Annotated in this window: 19 protein-coding genes and 1 other RNA gene; 17 read left to right on the top strand and 3 right to left on the bottom strand. The window is 66.2% G+C overall.

The features are described from left to right. Positions 1–8 precede the first annotated feature (8 nt). The 12 genes from G503_RS0110185 to cimA all read left to right on the top strand — a co-directional run bounded on the left by G503_RS0110185 (position 9) and on the right by cimA (position 12142). Positions 9–935, top strand: coding sequence for a respiratory chain complex I subunit 1 family protein (locus tag G503_RS0110185; RefSeq protein ID WP_016310468.1), 927 nt, complete (start codon positions 9–11; stop codon positions 933–935). A 6-nt stretch (positions 936–941) separates the two neighbouring features. After that, the gene (gene hyfE / locus G503_RS0110180; protein WP_235715547.1) at positions 942–1604 is read left to right on the top strand and encodes a hydrogenase 4 membrane subunit; all 663 of its coding nucleotides are present in this window, start codon (positions 942–944) and stop codon (positions 1602–1604) included. A gap of 3 nt (positions 1605–1607) precedes the next feature. Continuing rightward, positions 1608–3185 (top strand): hydrogenase 4 subunit F, encoded by a 1578-nt coding sequence (locus tag G503_RS14775; protein WP_084636530.1) that lies wholly within the window; start codon positions 1608–1610, stop codon positions 3183–3185. After that, a complete protein-coding gene (locus tag G503_RS0110170; RefSeq protein ID WP_028027490.1) occupies positions 3185–4921 on the top strand; it encodes a hydrogenase large subunit in 1737 nt (578 codons plus the stop codon). Before G503_RS14775 ends, G503_RS0110170 begins: the two co-directional genes overlap by 1 nt. Before the next feature lie 3 nt (positions 4922–4924). Beyond that, positions 4925–5458 carry a formate hydrogenlyase complex iron-sulfur subunit gene (locus tag G503_RS0110165; RefSeq protein WP_016310472.1) on the top strand — a complete coding sequence of 178 codons (534 nt, stop codon included), beginning with the start codon at positions 4925–4927 and terminating at the stop codon, positions 5456–5458. Then, entirely contained in the window at positions 5455–6237 is a 783-nt protein-coding gene (locus G503_RS0110160) for an NADH-quinone oxidoreductase subunit B family protein (protein WP_035022804.1), read from the top strand. The genes G503_RS0110165 and G503_RS0110160 overlap by 4 nt, the downstream gene beginning before the upstream one ends. Then, positions 6234–6812 carry a formate hydrogenlyase maturation HycH family protein gene (locus G503_RS0110155; protein WP_084636528.1) on the top strand — a complete coding sequence of 193 codons (579 nt, stop codon included), beginning with the start codon at positions 6234–6236 and terminating at the stop codon, positions 6810–6812. Before G503_RS0110160 ends, G503_RS0110155 begins: the two co-directional genes overlap by 4 nt. Further along, positions 6809–7321: a hydrogenase maturation peptidase HycI gene (hycI, locus tag G503_RS0110150; RefSeq protein WP_084636527.1), complete on the top strand. Its 513-nt coding sequence runs from the start codon at positions 6809–6811 to the stop codon at positions 7319–7321. The genes G503_RS0110155 and hycI overlap by 4 nt, the downstream gene beginning before the upstream one ends. A 15-nt stretch (positions 7322–7336) precedes the next feature. Next, positions 7337–8167, top strand: coding sequence for a formate/nitrite transporter family protein (locus G503_RS0110145; RefSeq protein WP_035022800.1), 831 nt, complete (start codon positions 7337–7339; stop codon positions 8165–8167). 53 nt (positions 8168–8220) lie between these two features. Then, the gene (gene fdhD, locus G503_RS0110140) at positions 8221–9018 is read left to right on the top strand and encodes a formate dehydrogenase accessory sulfurtransferase FdhD (RefSeq protein WP_051191125.1); all 798 of its coding nucleotides are present in this window, start codon (positions 8221–8223) and stop codon (positions 9016–9018) included. 64 nt (positions 9019–9082) lie between these two features. Further along, positions 9083–10339, top strand: coding sequence for a chloride channel protein (locus G503_RS14770; RefSeq protein WP_051191124.1), 1257 nt, complete (start codon positions 9083–9085; stop codon positions 10337–10339). 201 nt (positions 10340–10540) lie between these two features. Continuing rightward, positions 10541–12142 carry a citramalate synthase gene (cimA, locus tag G503_RS0110130; RefSeq protein WP_028027484.1) on the top strand — a complete coding sequence of 534 codons (1602 nt, stop codon included), beginning with the start codon at positions 10541–10543 and terminating at the stop codon, positions 12140–12142. Positions 12143–12198: 56 nt separating this feature from the next. On the opposite strand, the gene G503_RS0110125 is transcribed toward cimA, so the two are convergent. Further along, positions 12199–13896 carry a serine hydrolase gene (locus tag G503_RS0110125; protein ID WP_028027483.1) on the bottom strand — a complete coding sequence of 566 codons (1698 nt, stop codon included), beginning with the start codon at positions 13894–13896 and terminating at the stop codon, positions 12199–12201. Positions 13897–14129: 233 nt separating this feature from the next. Here G503_RS0110125 and ffs point away from each other — a divergent pair. From ffs to recR, 5 genes are all read left to right on the top strand, one after another. Next, an RNA gene (gene ffs, locus G503_RS16055) (signal recognition particle sRNA small type) lies at positions 14130–14223 on the top strand. A gap of 61 nt (positions 14224–14284) precedes the next feature. Next, on the top strand, positions 14285–14950 hold the full coding sequence (locus tag G503_RS0110120) for a VTT domain-containing protein (RefSeq protein WP_028027482.1): 666 nt from the start codon (positions 14285–14287) through the stop codon (positions 14948–14950). A 3-nt stretch (positions 14951–14953) separates the two neighbouring features. Beyond that, complete coding sequence (gene dnaX, locus G503_RS0110115) at positions 14954–17290, top strand: DNA polymerase III subunit gamma/tau (protein WP_028027481.1); 2337 nt, start codon at positions 14954–14956, stop codon at positions 17288–17290. 55 nt (positions 17291–17345) lie between these two features. Beyond that, positions 17346–17654 carry a YbaB/EbfC family nucleoid-associated protein gene (locus G503_RS0110110; protein ID WP_028027480.1) on the top strand — a complete coding sequence of 103 codons (309 nt, stop codon included), beginning with the start codon at positions 17346–17348 and terminating at the stop codon, positions 17652–17654. 24 nt (positions 17655–17678) lie between these two features. After that, positions 17679–18275 (top strand): recombination mediator RecR, encoded by a 597-nt coding sequence (recR, locus tag G503_RS0110105; protein WP_028027479.1) that lies wholly within the window; start codon positions 17679–17681, stop codon positions 18273–18275. A gap of 348 nt (positions 18276–18623) precedes the next feature. On the opposite strand, the gene nrdD is transcribed toward recR, so the two are convergent. Continuing rightward, entirely contained in the window at positions 18624–18944 is a 321-nt protein-coding gene (nrdD, locus tag G503_RS0110100) for an anaerobic ribonucleoside-triphosphate reductase (protein WP_028027478.1), read from the bottom strand. Between the two features lie 154 nt (positions 18945–19098). Beyond that, complete coding sequence (locus G503_RS0110095) at positions 19099–20055, bottom strand: helix-turn-helix transcriptional regulator (protein WP_028027477.1); 957 nt, start codon at positions 20053–20055, stop codon at positions 19099–19101. Positions 20056–20383 lie beyond the last annotated feature (328 nt).

Below are 20383 nucleotides of genomic sequence, written 5' to 3'. Positions count from 1 at the left end.
AGGATGCCATGTCTGTCATTGTTGCGATACTCCAGGCTGTCCTCTTGGTGGCCGCCGCTCCGCTCGTGAGCGGCATCACGCGCAAGATTCGCGCCAAGATGCACTCCCGCACGGGTACCGACATCTTCCAGGACTACCGCGATCTGGCCAAGCTCTGGCGCCGGTGCGAGGTGCGCGAGGGCGGCAGCGGGCTTGTGTCCCGAGCCATGCCGCCGGTGTTCCTCGGCAGCTTCGTGCTCATTGCCGCGGGTCTGCCCCTGTTCATGCAGGCCTGCCCGGTGCCCATCCTGGGCGATATCATCACCATCCTGTACCTGATGGCCCTGCCGCGCTTCATGTTCGCCCTGGCCTCCATCGACTCTGCCGGCTCGTACACGGCCATCGGCGGTGTGCGGGAGCTGCTGGTGGGCGTGCTCGTGGAGCCCGCGCTCGTGCTGGTGCTGTTCGTCATGGCCGTGGCCGCCGGCTCCACCAACACCGGGCTGATGGCCGCGGCCACAGGCTCGCTCCAGGCCCAGCCGCTCGTGGCCGTGGTAGTGGCCGGCGTGGCGTTCGCCATGGCCTGCTACATCGAGATGGGCAAGCTGCCCTTCGATTTGGCCGAGGCCGAGCAGGAGATCCAGGAAGGCCCCCTGGCCGCCTATTCCGGGCCGTCTTTGGCCATGCTGAAGCTGGGCGTATCCGTGAAGCAGCTGGTGGTTGCGAGCTTGCTCGTGGCGCTGTTTCTGCCCTTCGGGGCCGCGGTGGACGCCTCGCCTGCGGCGGTGCTCGCGGGAATGCTGGCCTATGGCGCGAAAGTACTCGTCGTCATGGTTGCGGCCTCGATCATCGAGAACGCCGTTATGCGCGTGCGCTACAAGCTGCTCGGTCGTTATACCTGGTTCGTCACGGGGATCGCGCTTCTGTCCCTGGTGTTCCTCGTCATTGGAATTTAGGTGGTGATGAATATGTTCGGATACCCGTTAGTCAATGTGCTGGGGGCCTGCCTCATCATCACCTCGATGCTGGTGGTGCTCGCCCGCACGGGGCGCGCGGCGGCCTGGCTGTACTCGCTCCAGTCGCTCGTGCTCGTGGCCGTGCTCGCGTCGCTCGGCGCGGTGACCGGCTCGGTGGAGCTGTTCACCTGGTCGGCCACGGCCTTCGCCACCAAGGTGGTGCTCGTGCCCGCCATCCTGCTGTTCACCCTGAAGAAGATCGGCGATGACGCGCGGACGGATCTGCCGCCGAAGCTCAACCCCATGAAGTCGGTGGCCCTGGTGGCCGTGGAGGTGTTCGTGTGCTTCGTGGCCGTCTCCGGGATCGATTTGCCGACGGCTGCGGAGGTGCGCCCCACGCTGGCGGTGTCGCTGGCCCACTTCTTCATCGGGCTCACCTGCATCGTCATCCAGCGCTCCATCTTCAAGCAGATCTTCGGATACTGCCTGATGGAAAACGGCTCCCACGTGACCTTGGCGCTCTTGGCGCCCCAGGCCCCGGAGCTGGTGGAGATCGGGGTGGCCACCGACGCCATTTTCGCGGTGATCATTCTGGCCGTGCTCGTGTGGCGCATGGCGCGCTACGCCCGTACCCTTGATGCCGACGACCTCTGCGAGCTGAAGGGATAAGCCATGGATTACTCTATTCTGCTAATCTGCCTGTTGGGCTGCCCGGTGGTTGCGGCCGCCGCCATGGCCCTGCTGCCCGCGAAGGCCACGCCCCGCGGCCTGTTCGAGGCCATTCACGTCCTGTCCCTGGCCGTCGTGGCCGTATCGGGGCTTTGGCTCGTGGCCTCGGTGTTCGCCGGCAGCGACCTCTTCGCCTTGGGCGGCTGGTTCCATCTGGACGGGCTGGGGGCGCTGTTCTTGGGCCTCATTGCCGTTATCGCGCCGGCCACGGGCTTGTACTCGCTGCCCTATGTGGCCCACGATGTGGCCGATGGGAAGCTCGGGCCCTCCCAGGTGAAACAGTACTACGTGTTCTTCAGCCTGTTCGTGTTCTCGATGATTCTGGCCGTCACCTCCAACAACATCATCATGATGTGGGTGTCGGTGGAGGCCACCACCTTGTCCACGGTGTTCCTCGTGGGGGTGTACCGCACCAAGCTCGCCCTGGAGGCGGCGTGGAAGTACGTCATCGTCTGCACGGCCGGCGTGGCCTTCGGTCTGTTCGGCACGCTGCTCGTGTACGCGAACGCCGCCGACGTGATGGCCGACGCGCATCAGGCGGTGTTCTGGACGTCCATCCTGCCCATGGCTCCCGCGCTCGACCACTCGCTCACGATGATCGCCTTCGTGTTCGCCGCCATCGGCTTCGGCACCAAGGCGGGCCTGTTTCCCATGCACACCTGGCTGCCCGACGCCCATTCCGAGGCGCCGAGCCCCGTGTCGGCCCTGCTGTCCGGCGTGCTGCTGAAGTGCGCGCTGCTCATTGTGCTGCGGTTCTACATTCTAGCTGCGGCCAACGTGGGGGCGGGCTTCCCCCAGCTGGTCATGGTGATTCTGGGCGTGCTCTCGGTGGGCTACGCGGCCTTCGAGGTGTACCGGCAGCGCGATATCAAGCGTAAGCTGGCCTACAGCTCGTGCGAGAACGTGGGCCTCATCGCCGTGTGCTTCGGCATCGGCGGTCCTCTGGGCATTATCGCGGGCCTGGTGCACTGCATCGCCCACGGCCTGACCAAGGCGCTCATGTTCTGCGTGGCCGGCAACGTGATGATGAAGTACCACACCCGCGATCTGGAGAAGATCAAGGGCATTCTGGCCGTGGCCCCCGTGACCGGCGTGCTGTTCGTGGCCGGCTGCCTCGCCTTGGCCGGGTTCCCGCCCTTCGCCATGTTCGTGAGCGAGATGGCCATGATCTTGGCCGGCATTGCCGCCGATGCCCTCTGGCTCGTGGTGCTCGTGCTGGTGGCTCTGGTGGTGGTCATCATGGCGCTTGTGACCATGATCACCGGATCGGCTTTGGGGCGTGCGCCCGAGGGGATGGCCCGCAAGGACGTGCCGGCCCTGGCTCTGGTGCCCGAATGCGTGCTTTTGGCTTTGGTGGTGCTGCTCGGCGTGGCCCTACCCGGCCCTCTGTTCGGCTCCATCGAGCGCGCCGGGGCCATCGTCATGAGCTACGAGGACGAGTACCCGGCGAGCGAGAATCTGTTTGAAGGGGCCCTGGCGGCCCTGGCTGGAGACGAGGTTGAAGAGGAGGTGTCCGAGTAATGGTCAAGAAGAAGGTGCCCTTACGGGTGGGGGAAACCCACGTGCAGGCCGTGCGCGACACGTTCCCTGGAGCGGTGCTCGATGCCGCGTGGCAGGCCGAAGACCAGGTGACCGTCACGGTGCCCAAGGACATGCTGCCCGATGTGGTGGAGTTTCTGTACTACGGCCGCGGCGGCTGGCTGCCGAACATGGTGGCCAACGACGAGCGTCCCATCAACGGCAACTACGCCCTGTACTACCTGCTGTCCATGGAGGAGAGCGACCCAGGCTTCGTGACGGTGCGGGCCGAGGTGGACCCCCAGTCCATGGAGTACCCGAGCGTGACTCCGCGGGTACCCGCCTGCGTATGGAGCGAGCGCGAGGCCTTCGACCTGTTCGGCCTGCGCGCCCAGGGGCTGCCCGACGAGCGGCGGCTGGTGCTGCCCGACGACTGGCCGGCCGACCTGTATCCGCTGCGCAAGGATTCCATGGACTACCGCAAGCGGCCGGCTCCCGTCACCGACGTGGAGAACTACTCGTTCCTCTACGAGGGTCGGGCCGAGGAGGTCACCGAGGTGCCCATGGGCCCGCTGCACATCACCTCCGACGAGCCGGGGCACTTCCGCCTGTTCGTGGAGGGCGAGGAGATCATCGACGCCGACTACCGCCTGTTCTACGTCCACCGCGGCATGGAGAAGGTGGCCGAGAGCCGCCTGAACTACGATGCGGTCACGTTTTTGGCCGACCGCATCTGCGGTATCTGCGGCAACGCCCATTCGGTGGCCTATGCCGAGGCCGTGGAGCACGCCCAGGGCATCGAGGTGCCCGTGCGCGCCCAGTACATCCGCGCCATCCTGCTGGAAGTGGAGCGTTTGCACTCCCATCTGCTGAATCTGGGACTCGTGTGCCACTATTGCGGTTTCGACACCGGCTTCCAGCACTTCTTCCGCGTGCGCGAGAAGACCATGGACTTGGCGGTGCTGCTGACCGGCGCCCGCAAGACCTACGGCCTGAACCTCATCGGCGGGGTCCGTCGCGACATTCTGGACGCGCAGAAGGTGGCCACCATCAAATACGTGCGCGAGATTCGCAACGAGGTGGAGGCGCTGGTAGACATGCTCGTGTCCACGGCGAACTTCGAGTCGCGCACCGCCGGGGTGGGTCGGCTCGACCCGGCGGTGGCCCGCGACTACAGCCCCGTGGGCCCCTGCGTGCGCGGCAGCGGCATTGCCCGCGACGTGCGCTTCGATCACCCCTTCGACGGCTACAAGTACTTGAGCGGCATGAAGGCCCGCAGTCACGACGGCTGCGATGTGCAGAGCCGGACCTTGGTGCGCGTGGAGGAGTTCATGGACTCGCTGACCATGATCGAGCAGCTGCTGGACGGAGCTCCGGCGGGCCCGGTGCTCACCGAGGACTGGCGGTACACGCCGCACAAGTTCGCCTTGGGCTACACCGAGGCGCCGCGCGGCGAGGACATGCACTGGGCCCAAGTGGGCGACAACCAGAAGTGCTACCGGTGGAGGGCCAAGGCGGCCACGTACTCCAACTGGCCCATCTTGCGCTACATGTTCCGCGGTAACACCGTGGCCGACGCGGCCATCATCGTGGGCTCCATGGACCCGTGCTATTCCTGCACCGATCGCGTGACGGTGGTGGATGTGAAGAAAAAGACGGAGACGGTGCTCACCAAAGACCAGCTGGAGGGCTACTGCCGTCGCCGCACCCACTCGCCGCTCTCGGGAACGGGGGTGTAGGCGATGTTGAAGCTGTTCAAGGAAATCCGCAAGGCCGGCGACGCCACGACAGGCTATCCCTTCGAGCCGCTGGCCATGCCCGCGGGATTCCGCGGCAAGCCGGAGCACAACGAGAAGCTGTGCATTGCCTGCGGAGCCTGCGCCATTGCCTGCCCGGCCAACGCCATCACCATGGACTTGAACGATGATCAGTCCTATGTGACTTGGGATATCAGCTACGGCCGCTGCATCTTTTGCGGGCGCTGCCAGGAGGTGTGCCCCTTGTTCGCCATCGAGTTGACGACCGACTTCGAGCTGGCGGTGCTGAACAAGGCCGATCTGTCCGAGTCCTGCGCCTACGAGGTGGCGCGCTGCGCGGTGTGCGGCAAGCCCTACGCCGCCGCCAAGGAGGTCGACTATGCGCGCCGGGTTCTGAAGAGCGTGGGAGGTCCCGCCGCTGCCGATGTGGGGAAGCTGGACGAGTGCCTGGCCTGCCGTCGCCGCGAGGATGCCCGCGCCTTCCAGGCCCAGGCTCGCACCGAAGGAGGTGCCCGATGATCGAGAACGATTTCCCCGCGTCTCTCCAGTGGAGGCCGGACCCGGTGGCCCTGGACGCGTCGGTGGCTAAGGCCAAGGAGAAGCTGCTCCAGTCCATCAAGCGGTCGGTGTACGTGTACCGCGTGGACTGCGGCGGCTGCAACGGCTGCGAGATCGAGATCTTCGCCACCATCACCGCCGCCTTCGATGCCGAGCGCTTCGGCATCAAGGTGGTGCCCTCGCCGCGTCACGCCGATGTGCTACTGTACACCGGCGCCATGACCCGGGCCATGCGCGAGCCGGCGCTGCGCGCCTATCAGGCGGCGCCCGATCCGAAGATCGTCATCTCCTACGGGGCCTGCGGCTGCACCGGCGGCATCTTCCACGACAACTACTGCGTGTGGGGAGGCACCGACCCCATTCTTCCCGTGGACGTGTACATTCCGGGCTGCCCGCCCTCGCCGCCGGCCACTATCTACGGCTTCGCCTGCGCCTTGGGGCTGCTCGACCAGAAGCTGCATGAAAGCCGCCATGTAGCCCCGGCTGGCGAGCAGGCGCCCGTGGCCTTCCCGGCGATACCCTACAAGGTGCGCACCGCCTTCGAGCGCGAGGCGCGGCGCATGAGCGGCTACTACTACGGCAAGCAGATCGTGGACGAGTTCATGATGGCGCTCGCCAAGGATGAAACCGACGCTCTGGCCGCCGCCGACAGACTCGTCGAGCGCGAGACCGATACGCGAAAGAAGGCCGTGTTCATGGATTTGAAGGCGCTTCTGCTGAGTAAGGTCGTGCAGGAATGAGCGTGACGGTGCGCCAACGGCCGTCCGCGCCGGGTGCGGGGAGGGCGCCCGGTGCGGACGGGGGAGCGGGAGCAGAGCGCGGACGGGCCGTGCGCCCGGCGGCGGCCCACACCACCGATGGGCGCACGGCCCGGGACGTGGTGTTCTACCGGCTGGGAAAGAAGTTCGTGGATCACGAGCGCTCTATTCCCGAGGACGCGCGCTCGGTGCTCTACTACACCCTGGCCATCGGGCACCATACCGGGGTCATCGACTGCCTCGAGCCGCGTCTGGCCACGTCCAGGGTCGTCTTCTCAGAGGTGCTGGCGGCCCTCGGTACCGGCGAGGCGGCCGACAAGCTGAGGGGCATCGAGCGCTTCGGCGAGATCGAGCTGAAGAAGGAGCACGTCCCCCTGCTGAAACCGGCGGTGCTGGCGGCGCTGGAGGGCTGCGGTACGGTGCCCGAGCCGGGGACGGCTGCCGCGGGCCTGGTGGTTGCCGCGGATGTGCCGTCGTGGCTGGAGGAGTTTCTGTTCCTGCTGGACGAGGTGCAGTGCGAGCCGGCCGTATACGCCATGGGAAGGAGGGTGTCGTGAGCGCGAGCGCCGAGGACATCCTGGCCGCGAGCGAGGCCGGGGCGCGGGGCGGCAACGTCGTCTTCTGCGTGGGCAGCGTCCTGCGCGGCGATGACGCCGCCGGCCCGCTTCTGGCCAAGCGCCTGGAGGACGACCCCGTGGCCGGCTGGCTGGTGGTAGACGGGGGCCAGACGCCCGAGAACGATTTGGGCTACCTGCGCCGCCTCGCCCCGCAGCGTCTGCTCCTGGTGGACGCGGCGGCCATGGGGCTTGAGCCGGGGGCCGTCCGGCGCCTGCGTGCCGAGGACGTGGCGGTGCAGTCGCTCATCACCACCCACACGCTGCCCATCACCTACCTGCTGGGAGAGCTGGAGCAGATGTGCGGGGAGGTGATCTTCCTCGGCATCCAGCCCGGGGGTACCGAGTTCTTCGATCCCGTGCACCCGCGCGTGCTGGCGGCCGTGGAGTCGGTGTACGCCGCCCTTGCCGAGGGCGGCAATTTCGAGCAATACCCGTTTGTAACGTTATGATAGGGAGGAACATTCATGTCAATCGTAAAAGAGGATCTGCTGTCCATCAGCCCCGATGCGCTGGCACCGGCCGCCACCGAGGCCAAGGCCGAGGCCGTCGGCGTGACCAAGGCCTCCATGGGCGGTGCTAAGTGCTTCGTATCCGCCATGCTGGCCGGCGCCTTCATCGGCTTTGGCGGCATGTACTTCTGCACGTTTCTGGGCGACACCACCATGGCCTTCGGGGTGCAGCGCCTGGTAGGCGGCTTGTGCTTCTGCCTGGGTTTGTGCTTGGTGCTCTGCTGCGGGGCCGAGCTGTTCACGGGCAATGTGCTCATGGTCTGCGCCAAGGCGTCGAAGAAGATCGGCCTTGCCGGCCTGCTGCGTAACTGGGGTATCGTGTGGCTCGGCAACCTGGCCGGCTCCCTGGTGGCGCTGGCTATCATCTACTTGTCGAATTTGCAGGCCATGAACGGGGGCGCTGTGGGCGAGGCCTTCGTCTCGGTGGCTGCCGGCAAGGTGGCCCTTGAGCCGGTGACCTTGTTCTTCAAGGCGGTGCTCTGCAACATTCTCGTGTGCCTGGCCGTGTGGATCGGCTTCTCCTCGAAGACCACGGCCGACAAGGTGCTCGGCATCCTGCTGCCCATCTCCGCTTTTGTGGCCTGCGGCTTCGAGCACTGCGTGGCGAACATGTTCTTCTTGCCCATGGGACTGCTGCTGAACACGGTGGCCGGTATCGGGGCCGCAGGGGCCATCACCGCGGGGGGCGTGGCCTACAACCTGGTTCTCGCTACCCTCGGCAATATCGTTGGCGGCCTGGTGGTGGGCCTGGCCTACTGGTTCATCTACCATAAAAAGCAGGCTTAAAGAGGCTGCGACGCACGCTGCCGGGAACGGGTGAAGGGAAGAGGATCGTGAGAGTGGTCGACCGATATCGAGAGGGCGAGGCTGTGGAGGTCTGCGACGGTGCGCTGCTGCGTCCCGACGGATCCTTCGAGCCGGTGCGCCGGCCGGTGCTCGCCGAGCACGCTATGGAGGTGCTCGTGAACACTGTGCCCACGCTGCGGGTGGTGTGCACCCCCGATCATCTGGTCGATCTTGTGGTGGGACGGCTGTTCACCGAGGGCATTGTGGGGGATGTCGACGAGATCGAGGAAGTGTACCTCTGCGAGCAGGGGACCCGTGCCTCGGTGCTGCTCGGCTGCAACCGGGCCGACTTCTCTCGCCGCGGAATGGAGACGGTTCCCTCCTGCTGCACCGGCAACCGCGCCTACAACCGCTATTTCACAAGCGACGCGCCCCCGGCCAAGGTGACGCCCGTTCCCTGGGAGGCTGAATGGGTGCTCGCCGCGGCCCGGGCCTTCGCCGAGGATACGCCCCTGCATCGGCGCACGACCGGCACCCACAGCTGCTATCTGGTGCTGGGGGGTACTGTGGTGGCCTGCTGCGAGGACCTGGGGCGTCATAACGCCTTCGACAAGGTGGTGGGCCTGGCCTTGCGGCAGGGGATCGATCTGCGCGATGCCCTCATCTTCTCTAGCGGGCGATTGCCCGTGGACATGGTCATGAAGGCCATTCACGCCGGGGTTCCGCTGCTGGCCACCAAGGCGGTTCCCACCGACGAGACCATTCGCCTGGCCCGGGAGTTCGATCTGACCCTCATCTGCCAGGCCCGGCCCGACGGGGCCATCGTGTACAACGATCCGATGCGGCGCTGAGAAGTCGCCGCGGTCGCTGCGACGACGTGCTTTCCGTGTGCTGCGCGGGCGAGGGGAGAGGGAGATGGCAATGATGCGGCAGAGCGCGGGGGAGGGCGCGCTGCTCGTGATTTCCCTCGCCGCGCTGGGGGTCGTCGTCGGCGCGCTTACGGTGGCGCTCGATCTTGCTGTGGACGGGGCCGCCGCCGTTTTCGGAACCTGCGGATGGCTCGGGTGGCTGCTTCCTGTGGCAGGGTTTGCCGCCTTTGGCGCCTATCGGGCGCTGCGGCTCGATTTCTCGTGGAGCACGGCTCAGGTCATGGAAGCGGTGCGCGACGGGCGCCCCGTCCCCGCGCCGCTTGCCCCGGCCATTATCGTTGGCACGTCCCTGACGGTTCTTTGCGGCGGTTCGGTGGGCAAGGAGGCGGCCGCTCTTCAAATGGGCGCGGCCGCAAGCGAGCCCTTCCGGAGGTTTCTTCCCGGGCGCCTTTCCCGCTTGCTGCCGTCGGCGGCCCTGGCGGCGGCGCTGGGGGCCATGCTGGACGCTCCATTGGCTGGGGCTGTCTTCAGCTTCGAGGCGCTGCGAAGGCGCCCCCAGTCTGTTGCGGATGTCTTCGCGCCGGTTGTAACGGCGCTGGTGGCCTGGGGCGTGACGGAGGCGGTAGGGGTTCGGTTCCTGGTCGCAGCCCCTCTTGCCCTGGATGCTGCGGCGCTCGGGTTGGCGGGAGGGGCGGCCCTGGCGGGAGGGCTCGCCGCCGGCCTGCTCGCCCTGCTGTTCTGCAGGGCCCTGCTGGCCTTGCGCAGGGGATTGGCGCAACTGGGCGCCCCGGTGTTCGCCTTGGCGGTGGGAGGGGTGGCCACAGCACTCGTTTTGGGCTATGCGGAGCTGTTTCACTACGAGGGCTTGCGTGCCTTCTGCGGCACGGGAGCGGCCCAGATATCCGTGGCCCTTTCCGGGGGCGATCTGCCGTGGTGGGCCTTCGCCATGAAGGCCGCCCTCACCTTGCTCACGTTGGCCGGCGGTTTCAAAGGCGGTGAGATCATGCCGGTTCTCGCCATAGGGGCTTGTTTGGGAGTCGCCCTGGCCGATGGGGCGGCGGCTCTCGGTGCGACGGAGGTTGCGCAGGGCGTGCTCGCTGCGGCCGTTATGGCCGCGTTCTTTGCCGGCTGCACCAACTGCCCGCTTACGGCCGGCATGTTCGTTCTCGAGCTGCTCGGCCCTGGGGCACTGGCGGTTTCCGCACCTGCCGTAGCCGTCGCTTTCCTCATCGCCCGTTCCGTGAGCTTGTATCCGACCAGCCTCGCAAGTCGGTCGGGGGCGGAGAAGCCCGTGTCGGGGTAGCGCTGCAGAAGGCGCCGCGGAGGGGGCTTCTGCGGCGCACGCGGCAGCGGGGGGCTCGGGTTGCGGGAGAGGGACGGGTTGCGGGTTGCGGCACCGCGGCCATGGACACGGACACGGCCATGAGTGCTGCGGCGGTTTTAGTGCGCTACAATAAGCGGTTGAAAGATAGCCGCAGGGCGGTGCGAGAGAAGTGGGGCTAGTATGGCGGACAAGCGGATTGCGACCTACGACACGACGCTGCGCGATGGCGAGCAGTGCGAGGGCATTACGCTTTCGCTGGAGGACAAGCTGGCCATTGTGCGGCGCCTCGATGAATTCGGCATCGACATCATCGAGGGGGGCTATCCCGCCTCGAATCCCAAAGACGTCGCCTTCTTCCGCGAAGTGGCGGCCATGGACCTGCGCCACGCGCGCATCGCCGCGTTCGGCTCCACCTGCCGCAAGGGCGTGGCGGCGGCCGATGACGAGGGCCTGGCCGACCTTCTGGCCTCAGGCGCACCCGTGGTGACCATCGTGGGAAAGACGTGGGATGCCCAGGTGGAACGCGCGCTGCGCACGACCCTCGACGAGAATCTGCGCATGATTACCGACTCGGTGGCCTACCTGGCCGCGGCAGGCCGCGAGGTCGTATTCGATGCCGAGCATTTCTTCGACGGCTATAAGGCGAACGCCGCCTACGCGCTTGCGTGCGTGGGAGCCGCGGTGGAGGCGGGCGCTGTCTCCGTTGATTTGTGCGAGACCAATGGGGGCGCGCTGCCGTTTGAGGTAGAGGATGTCGTGGGGGCGGTGCGCGCGGCGTATCCGCAGGCCCGTTTCGGCATCCACTGCCACAACGATTCCGGTTGCGCGGTGGCCAATACTCTGGCCGCGGTGCGTGCCGGAGCCACCCAAGTGCAGGGCACCGTGAACGGCATCGGAGAGCGCGTGGGCAATGCCGACCTGTTGACGGTGATCGCCGATTTGGAGCTGAAAATGGGTCTGAGGGCTGTCGGCTCTCACAGCTTGATGCAGCTGACGAGCTTGTCCCAATATGTTGCCGAGTTGTGCAATGTGTCGGTCTCGCCCCATCATCCCTATAGCGGTGCGAGCGCCTTCGCCCACAAAGGCGGCCTGCACGCCAGCGCCATTGCCCGCTTCCCCGAGGCCTACGAGCACGTGAATCCGGCGGTGGTGGGCAACGGCGCCCGCATGTTGGTCAGTGAGTTGGCGGGAAAGGCGTCGCTGCTTCAGAAGGCCGCCAGTTTGGGCTTTCGCCTGGAAGAGGCCGAAGGTGGCGCCCAGGCGGTGCTCGATGACATCAAGGCGCGGGAGGCGCGCGGCTTCACCTACGAGGTGGCCGACGGCTCGCTGGGGCTGTTGCTCATGCGCCATTTGGGCATCTATCGTCCCTCCTTCACCTTGGAGAGCTTCCGCGTGATCGTAGACGACCGCGAGGATACCGGTGCCCTGGCCAAGGACGCGCTGTCCGAGGCCACGGTGAAGATCCACGTGGGCGATGCCCGTTTCGTGGCCACGGGAGAGAGCGCAGGCCCTGTGGGAGCGTTGGACAATGCCCTGCGCATGGCCATTGTGGAGTCGTACCCCCAGGTGGCGCATATGGAATTGACCGACTACAAAGTGCGTCTGCTGGATGAGTCCCAGGGCACCGACGCCATCACGCGCGTGACCATCACCGCCACCGATGGCGTGGATACGTGGGGCACCGTGGGGGTGTCGGAGAACGTGATCGAGGCCTCGTGGAACGCGCTGGTGGATTCCCTGGAATACGGTCTGCACCGCGCCCGCGTGCGCGCCGGGAAGTAGTTCTCGCAAGAGCGGCGCAAAGGCGGGCCGTCCCGAGGGGGGCGTCGGCGCGGCCGCTACACCAAATCGATGCGGATTTCCAGCAGAGTGCGGGCCAGATGGGCGAAGGCTTGCTCGCTTTCGGCGGTGTCGGGGGCGCCGGTCATGATGACCATGAGGTAGTCGCGGTCGTTGATGGTGACGATGCCCGAGTCGCACACTGCATCCACCTTGTCGCCGTTGATCCAGCCGGCCTTGTTGCGCACGGTGATGTTCGCGCCGATGGACATGACCGCGGCGTCGCGCCCGTCGGCGGCGTCTTCGGCGATGGCCTCGGCCACGGGATCGACGGCCTCGGTCTCGCCCTCCCCGTCGCTTGTTCCCTCGGCATCGGTCTGCTCGGTGCTGCCCTCGGTGCTCACGGCTTCCTCGCCGCCGTCCACTTCGGCCTCTTCCAGGGCCTCTTCTTGGCCGGAATCCTCGCTGGGCAGCCAATCGGTGTGGCCCGCGCTCGTGGTGCCCAGCGCGCCATTGCGCAGGAAGGACACCTCGGTTTTGGCGAAGGTGTCCGACAGCCACTGGGCCGTGGAGCTGTCGCTCTCGGCCAGGTAGCGGTAGATCTTCAGCCACATAAGGGCCGACTGACGGGCGGTGTAGTGGGGAAACGACGTGTCGTCGACCAGGGACGTGGCCACGCCCGCCTCGCCGAGCCACTCTTCCATGCCGTCGGTGCCGAACAGGCGGCGCAGTTTGCTGTAGGAGGTGTTGTCGGACCAGATGATGGTGTTCTCGATCTGCTCGCGGCGCGAGGACTTCACTTTGTCGACGTCGCTGGGCAGCTCCTTCTCGGCGATGTAGGTGCAAAACGGGCCCTTGAACGAGCTGGCGCCGTAGATGGAGGTGTCCAGGTTGCCCGCGATGCCGCGGCCCGTGCCCAGATCCATCAGCAGGTAGCCCACATCGTAGCCGTTGGTCTCATAGTAGGTCAGGGCGTTGTTCAGCTGCACCAGGGACTGGTCGCTCAGCACCGGCGTGCTCGCACCGCCCTCGCCCTCCGCCGCGTTCATGGCGAAGGCGAAGGGCTCTTTCTGGCCGCCGAGGGCGCCGATGTCCTCGCGGGTGACCTCGTGGGCCGGCATCAGTGCCAGATCGGGCTCGATGGGACGCGCCAGACTGATTTGGGTGGCGATGCCCTGGGCGATATAGGCCCCGTTGTTCGTGGCGGCCCGAGCGCTGAGCGCGCCGACGTGCGAGGTGTGATCCTCCATCTTCGGAGGGGCGAAGGGGCCCACGTGGGCTACGGCCATGATGAGTACCACGGCCAGGGCCAGGGCGATCAGGGCGAGGCCCAGGGTGCGCAGATCGATGCCGCGATTAAACGAGCCGCCATGGCTGCTGGAGCGTTTCATGGTGGGCATAAACGAGACGAGGGAGTCGGCCAGCGAGCTGCCGACCTTGGGTCCGCGGCCAGACGGCGAGCTGCCGCGCCGCGGGGGCGCGGTGTCGAAATCGTCGCGGTAGGAGGGGGTGTCGAAGGGATCGCGGCGCGCGCTGTGGCCGCGGCCGGAGTGGCGGGTCGAGGGGGCCGGGCCGGCGGCGCGCTGAGGGCGTCGGCTCGTGGGACGATCGTCGTCGCGCAGGGGGTTGTGGCGCGTGCGACGCGCGTCGGCGCCGTTGCGCGGACGGCCTTCCAGGCGGCCGGTCGAAAGCGACAGGCCCGAAGGGGACCGGCGGCGGGAGTCGCCGCACGAGCGACTGTGATCGGAACGGGTCATGAGTTTCCTCGGAGGTGGTTCGTTTCAGGTTCGATTCTCGTAGGAAGAATAGTAGCAATTCCCAGGCCCAGCGGGGGAGATTCTTACAAATTCCTTAACGCGAACGGCTGATAAGGAGTGGTGCGGGGCGGGAGCGTGCCCGCGTGCTGTGGAAGTTTGGTTTGCGCGGCGCACGGGGGCTTTTGCGCGGGTGGCTTTCGCCTATACTAATGGCTTACGAGTTCGAGTGCCTCGAATGGGTATGGGCGGCGACAAGTTCCGAACCTGGTCAGGTCCGGGAGGAAGCAGCCATAAGGGACCGCTGACGAGCGCCCATACCTATTCGGGGCACTTTTATGTATCACGGCTGCCGCCGATGCGGCACCATTGCGAAAGGTTTTAACGCTTCATGGGCATTATCGAGTTCTTCATCAATCTGCTGAAAGATCCCCGCGGCTTCATCGCCGGCTGGATCATCGCGCTGGGGCCGGTGTGGGTGTACACGCCGCTGTTCCTCATCGTGTTCGTGGAAACGGGCCTGGTGTTCTTCCCGTTTCTGCCCGGCGACTCGCTGCTGTTCGCGGCCGGCGTGTTCTCCGCCGAGGGCGGTGGCCTGAACATCTGGGCCACGCTCATCGTGTTCTGGGCGGCGGCCATTCTGGGCAACACCTCGAACTACTGGATCGCCCGCCTGTTCGGCAGCCGCATCATCGATTCGGGGAAGGTGAAGGCGCTCACGCCTGAGCGCATGGCCAAGCTGGATCACTTCTTCGAGCGCTACGGCGGCCTGACCATCATTATCACGCGCTTCATGCCCTTCTTCCGTACCTTCGCGCCGTTCATTGCGGGCACGGGGCATATGAATTTCGGAAAGTTCACGCTGTTCAACGTGATCGGCGGTGTGACATGGGTGAGCCTGTTCGTGCTGGTGGGATACTTCTTCGGCGGTATTCCGGTGGTTCAGGAGCACTTCGAGGTGATCGTGCTGGGCATTGTGGCCGTGTCGGTGGCGCCGGCGTTCATCGGCGTCATCAAAGCGGCTCTGAACGGGCGCAAGGCGAAGAACGGAGAATAGGCCATGGCCGAGGCACTCTATCGCAAGTACCGACCGCAGATCTTCGAGGATGTGGTCGGGCAGGAGCACATTGAGCGTACGATCAAGAACGCCATCGCCCAGGACAAGGTGAGCCACGCCTACCTGTTCACGGGCCCGCGCGGCACGGGTAAGACCACCACCGCGCGCCTTTTGGCCAAGGCGCTTCTGTGCGAGACGGGACCGACGGCCGAGCCCGATGGCACCTGCGAGGACTGTGAGCTGATTGCCGCCGGCGAGCACCCCGATGTCTACGAGCTGGACGCCGCGAGCCGCACGGGCGTGGAAAACGTGCGCGAGGAGATTATCGGCCGCGTTCAGTTCGCTCCCACCCGCGGTCGCTACAAGGTGTACATCATCGACGAGGTGCACATGCTGTCCACGGCGGCGTTCAACGCGCTGCTGAAGACTTTGGAAGAGCCGCCGAGCCATGTGGTGTTCATTCTGGCCACCACCGATCCGCAGAAGGTGCCCGAGACCATTCACTCGCGCTGCCAGCGCTTCGACTTCCGCCGCATCTCCACCGAGGCCATGGTGTCGCGCTTGGGTGCGATCTGCGTGGCCGAAGACGTGGAATTCGAGGGGGACGCCCTCGATCTGATTGCGCACCGGGCCGAGGGCGGCATGCGCAACGCCCTGACCTCGCTCGAGCAGCTGATCGCCTTCGGCGATGGGGCCGTGACCATGGAGGTGGCCGAGCGTATGCTGGGCACCGTGGACTCCACCGATCTGGCCGACATCGTGCAGGCCATCGGCGCTCGCGATGCCGCGGCCTGCTTCACCTGGGTGGCCCAGTATGTGGAAACCGGTGCCGACCTGGCCCAGTTCGTGGGCGACTTGGCGACGCATCTGCGCAACATGTACGTGATGGCCGTGGCCGGCGGCGATGTGGTGCTGGAAGTGAGCGAGGCCACCCGTCGCGAGCTGGCATCCGAGTTGCCGCTGTTCGGCGTGGACCGCCTGGCCTACCTGCTGGATGTGCTGGGGGATGTGGGCACCGAGTTGAAGACGTCCACGAACCCGCGCCTGTCCTTCGAGATCGCCCTGACCCGCATGGTGCGGCCGGCGGCAGACCTGACTCTGCGCGCTCTGGCCGATCGGGTGGAGGCCCTGGAGCGCCAGCTGGCAGGCGGGGGAGTGACGGCTTCCGCGGCGGCGAAGCCCGTGGCGCCTGCGGCGGTTGCGGCGGCTCCCGCGGCCCCGGCCCCGGCTGTGGCGGCCCCGGCCCCGGCGGTATCAGTTCCCGTCGCGCCCGCTCCCGTTTCGGCCGTGCCGCAGTCTGAGGCGGCTCCTGCGGTTGCTGCACCGGCTCCCGCGCCGAGTCGTCCGGTCTCGACGGCCTCCGAGTCGCAGCCCGCACCCGCGGCCCCGGCCGCTCCCTCTATCGCAACACCCGTGACTCCTGCGGTCCCGCCAGCCGTCCCTGCGGCAGCCCCGACCTCGGCGCCGATGGCAGCCGGCGGCCCGCTGGCTGCCGAGGTGGCGGCGCTGCTGGGCAACCCCGCTTCGCTTCAGCGCCTGTGGGCGGGCGTTCTGGCGTCGCTGAAGAAGTCGAAGGCCGCCTATGGCGTGCTGTTCATGAACACCAAGGCCGTTTTCGACGGCGCGCGCTTCATCGTGGAGTTCGCTCCCGAGAACGACTTCGCCTTCCGCGCGGTGCAGAAGGCCGACGTCCAGGAGGAGCTGGCCGCCGCCCTGCGCCACGAGGCCCACTGCGATGTGCCCTTCGAGCTGCGCAAGGGCGGCGCGGGGGCGGCAGTTCCCGTGGCGGCGGCTCCCTCGGCCGGCGGTATCGCCCAGCCGAATCCCGTGGCGGCGGCCGCTGCCCGAGCGGCCACAGTCGTGGCCGAGACGCCGCGCCCGACGGCCCCCGCGCCGACTCCTGCGCCGGCGATTCCCGCGGTCCCCGCATCGGCGCCGGCGCCTGCCCCCGCATCGGCTCCAGCTCCGGCGGCTCCCGTGGCGCCCCCCGCCGATGATCGCCCTCCCTATGACGACTACGTCCCCTACGACGATGGCGACGTTCCCTTCGAGGAGGTCCCGCCTTGGGAGGCACCCCCCGCCCCCGGGAAGTCCGCGCCGAGCCCGGCTCCGGCTTCGCAGCCGACCGCGGCCCCCGTTCCGGCCCCCGCGTCTGCGGCGCCGAGCCCCCAGCCGGCCTTCGCGCCGCCGACCATGGCCTCGGCAACGGGGCTGCCCCCCGAGCCCGACAGCGTATCGGGGCCCTCCCCGAATCCCGTGGTCGAGCCCGATAACGGCGATCTGAATGCCTCGCTGGCCTTCGGTTTCGGCGACGGCGTCAGTTTTGAAGAGGTGTCCTAGGGCCCGATGGCCTACAATAGACGCAATCATTCCCGCGAAACAAGGAGATGCACCCATGGATATGAAGAAGATGATGAAGCAGGCCCAGAAGATGCAGCGCGACGCGGCCCTGGCCCAGGAGGAGATCGCCGCCATGACCTTCGAGGCCTCTGCCGGCGGCGGTATGGTGAAGGCCACGGCCACTGGCGACATGGCCATCACCGGTATCACCATCGACCCGGCCGCGGTGGATCCCGAGGACGTGGAGATGCTCCAAGATATGGTAGTGGCCGCCGTGAACGAGGCCCTGCGCTCCGCTTCTGAGGCTGCCAATGCCCGCATGAACGCCGTCATGGGCGGTATGAAGATCCCCGGCCTGATGTAGCCCCGCCGCGACCCGAGGTTTTCCGTGCAAGCGGCCCCGTCCATTCAGAAGCTCCTCGATGAGCTGGAGCGACTTCCCGGCGTTGGCCCGAAGTCGGCCCAGCGCATGGCCTACTGGATCTTGAACGCCGACGCGTCCGAGGCGCTGCGCCTGGCCGACGCCATTCGCGAGGTGAAGGCGGAGGTTCATTTCTGCCCCCGCTGCTTCAACTACGCCGAGGGCGACCTGTGCGAGATCTGCGGCAGCGCCAAGCGCGACGGCTCGGTGCTCTGTGTGGTCAGCGAGCCCCGCGACATTCCGCCCATCGAACGCACCGCCGTATTCAACGGCGTGTACCACGTGCTCGGGGGCGTGCTGGCTCCCATGGAGGGCGTCGGCCCCAACGATCTGCGCATCGCCGAGCTGATGGGTCGCCTGGGCCGCGAAGAGGTGACCGAGGTGCTGCTGGCCATGAACCCCAACATCGAGGGGGAGACGACGGCCGCTTATCTGGCGCGCCTGATCAAGCCTTTGGGGGTGAAGGTGACGCGCCCTGCCAGCGGCCTTCCCGTGGGCGGCGACCTGGAATTCGCCGACGAGGTCACCCTGGGTCGCGCCCTCGAGGCGCGCCTGCCCTTGTAGACGGGCGCTCTGATAGGCCGGCAGCTTTTCGCGCCGGGGTTTCTTTTGAAGCAGGCTTCTGGGCGACGGACGAAGGAGAAGATGCAGGAATGTGCGATTGAGCGAGTTACGAAGACGCACATGAGCGCCTTTTGACACAAAAGCTCGCGAAATCGTCAATTTCTGCACCTCACCGCATTTTCCAAGTCGCTCTATCGAAAAAAAACTGCACGCTTGGGTGCCAGCGACCACCGCGCGAGCCTTTTGCCCGCGCGAGGCTCCGTGGCAACGAAGAGGGCCGCTGCCGATATTGTTCGGCAGCGGCCCTCTTCGCTGTTTGCGAAAATGGTTTCTCTGTGGCAAGCAAAGCTACTTGATGCAGCAGGAAGGGACCTCGTGCTTCACGCGGTCGTGCTCCTCGGAGCGCTTGGCGTCGTTGAAGCGGTCCAGGGTGCCCACCAGGTAGCCGGTGATGCGGCGGATGCGATCGAACTTCATGGGAGCCAGGCCGTAGTGGATGCCCACGTCCTCGCCATCCACGTCCAGCACGAGGGACTCCAGCTTGCCGTGAGGGTACTTGTCGTAGCCGCGCTTGATGTAGGCCTTGATCTCGTCCTCGGTCACGGGGGCGTCGCCGGCCTGAGCGTAATTCACAGTCACCTTCACGCCGTCGATGGTCTTGTTCTCCATGAGAGCTCCTTGAGTCGCGGGGCCACCTCGGCTGAGGTGACCCAAGAGTTACCATATCTAGTTAGCGAATCGGTATAGTACCACAATATATTGGCGATTGTGGACACTTTTTTTTGGGAAGTTGCAAAGATGCTGCCTACGCTGGGAAAAGCTGTTACTTCTCCCAGAAGTCCTCGGCCAGCTCGGTGCGATTGCCGTGACCGGTCTTCTTCAGAATGTTGTGCATGTGCACCTTCACCGTGCCCGCCGTGAGCGACAGGGTGCTTGCGATGTTCTGATTGTCCTTGCCCATCAGGGCCAGGCGCAGCACCTCTTCCTCGCGTTTGGACAAATCGTGGCCCAGGCTGTACAGCGGCAGCAGGCGGTCGATAGATTCCACGAGCAGCGGGTCCTCGCCTTCGGGCAGGCTGCGGGCGCGCAGCCGCAGCGACACGGCCGCGCCGCGCAGCACGGCCAGGCCGACGCAGATGAACAGGGCGTTCTCGAAGGGGTTGCGCTCGGCCATGATCCACATCCCATGAGGCAGATTCGACGGGTCGTAGATCAACTGGAAGTACACGTTTTCGATGATGATGCCGCAGGTGAGCCCGATGGCCCAGAAGAAGGCCACACGATGCCCCTTCATGATGGAGCGCCGCTGCGGATCCGACGAGCGCCAGTACCACAGGGCAAGTACGGCGTAGCAGAACAGCTGCAGGGCCGTGCGCATGGAATAGTAGACGAACTCGCGCCACTGGATGTTCCCGATCAGCTGGTAGGCGGCCAGGCTGGCCGCGGCCCATACGGCCACAGGCAGGTAGCGGATGGCCCAATGCCCCTCGCGGCAGTACCGGCAGGCGGCAAGCCACAGAAACAGGAAGGCCCCGCCGCCGGTGATGATGGAGGCGTAGGGATTGCCCACGTCGTAGAACGTCGGCGCGCTGAACACGGCATCGGGGGTGATGAAGTTGTCCATGAACACGAGCGACACGTCGAAGAAGTAGAACGCGAAGCCGACGGTGGCGTAGAGGAAGGTCTTGCGTCGCGACACATAGAACGCCGAGAGGCTCGTGGCCGCCACGATGGTGTAGAAGAACATGATGATGAGCGTGTAGTAGAACAGCAGGGTCATGGCGTTCCTCGGAATACAAGGTGGGCGGAGCGATGCCGTGGGCCTCTGTGGGCGGTCCCGCCGGCGCGACACTAGTGTACCCAATCGGGATTAAGAATGGACATTCTGTTGTCGATGTGTGAATGAGTCATCTTTCACAATGGGTTTGACCTGCGGTTTAGTCCTTGTTTAGAAAAGCGTCTTCACAGTATCCCCAAGTTATATCCGCTGCATCTCGATACCATCACCGCGTTATGCCTAGCCCTGCGGGGTTCATGGAATCTACACTTTCAGCAACGACATCCCCCCGCGGCTCATCGAGCGACGACGAAGGGCCGCGGGGTGGCGC

The organism is Adlercreutzia mucosicola DSM 19490, from assembly GCF_000422625.1.
GTDB classification, from domain to species: Bacteria; Actinomycetota; Coriobacteriia; order Coriobacteriales; family Eggerthellaceae; genus Adlercreutzia; species Adlercreutzia mucosicola.
Note: the sequence above shows the minus strand (reverse complement) of the source record. Positions and strands in the feature narration are given on the sequence as shown.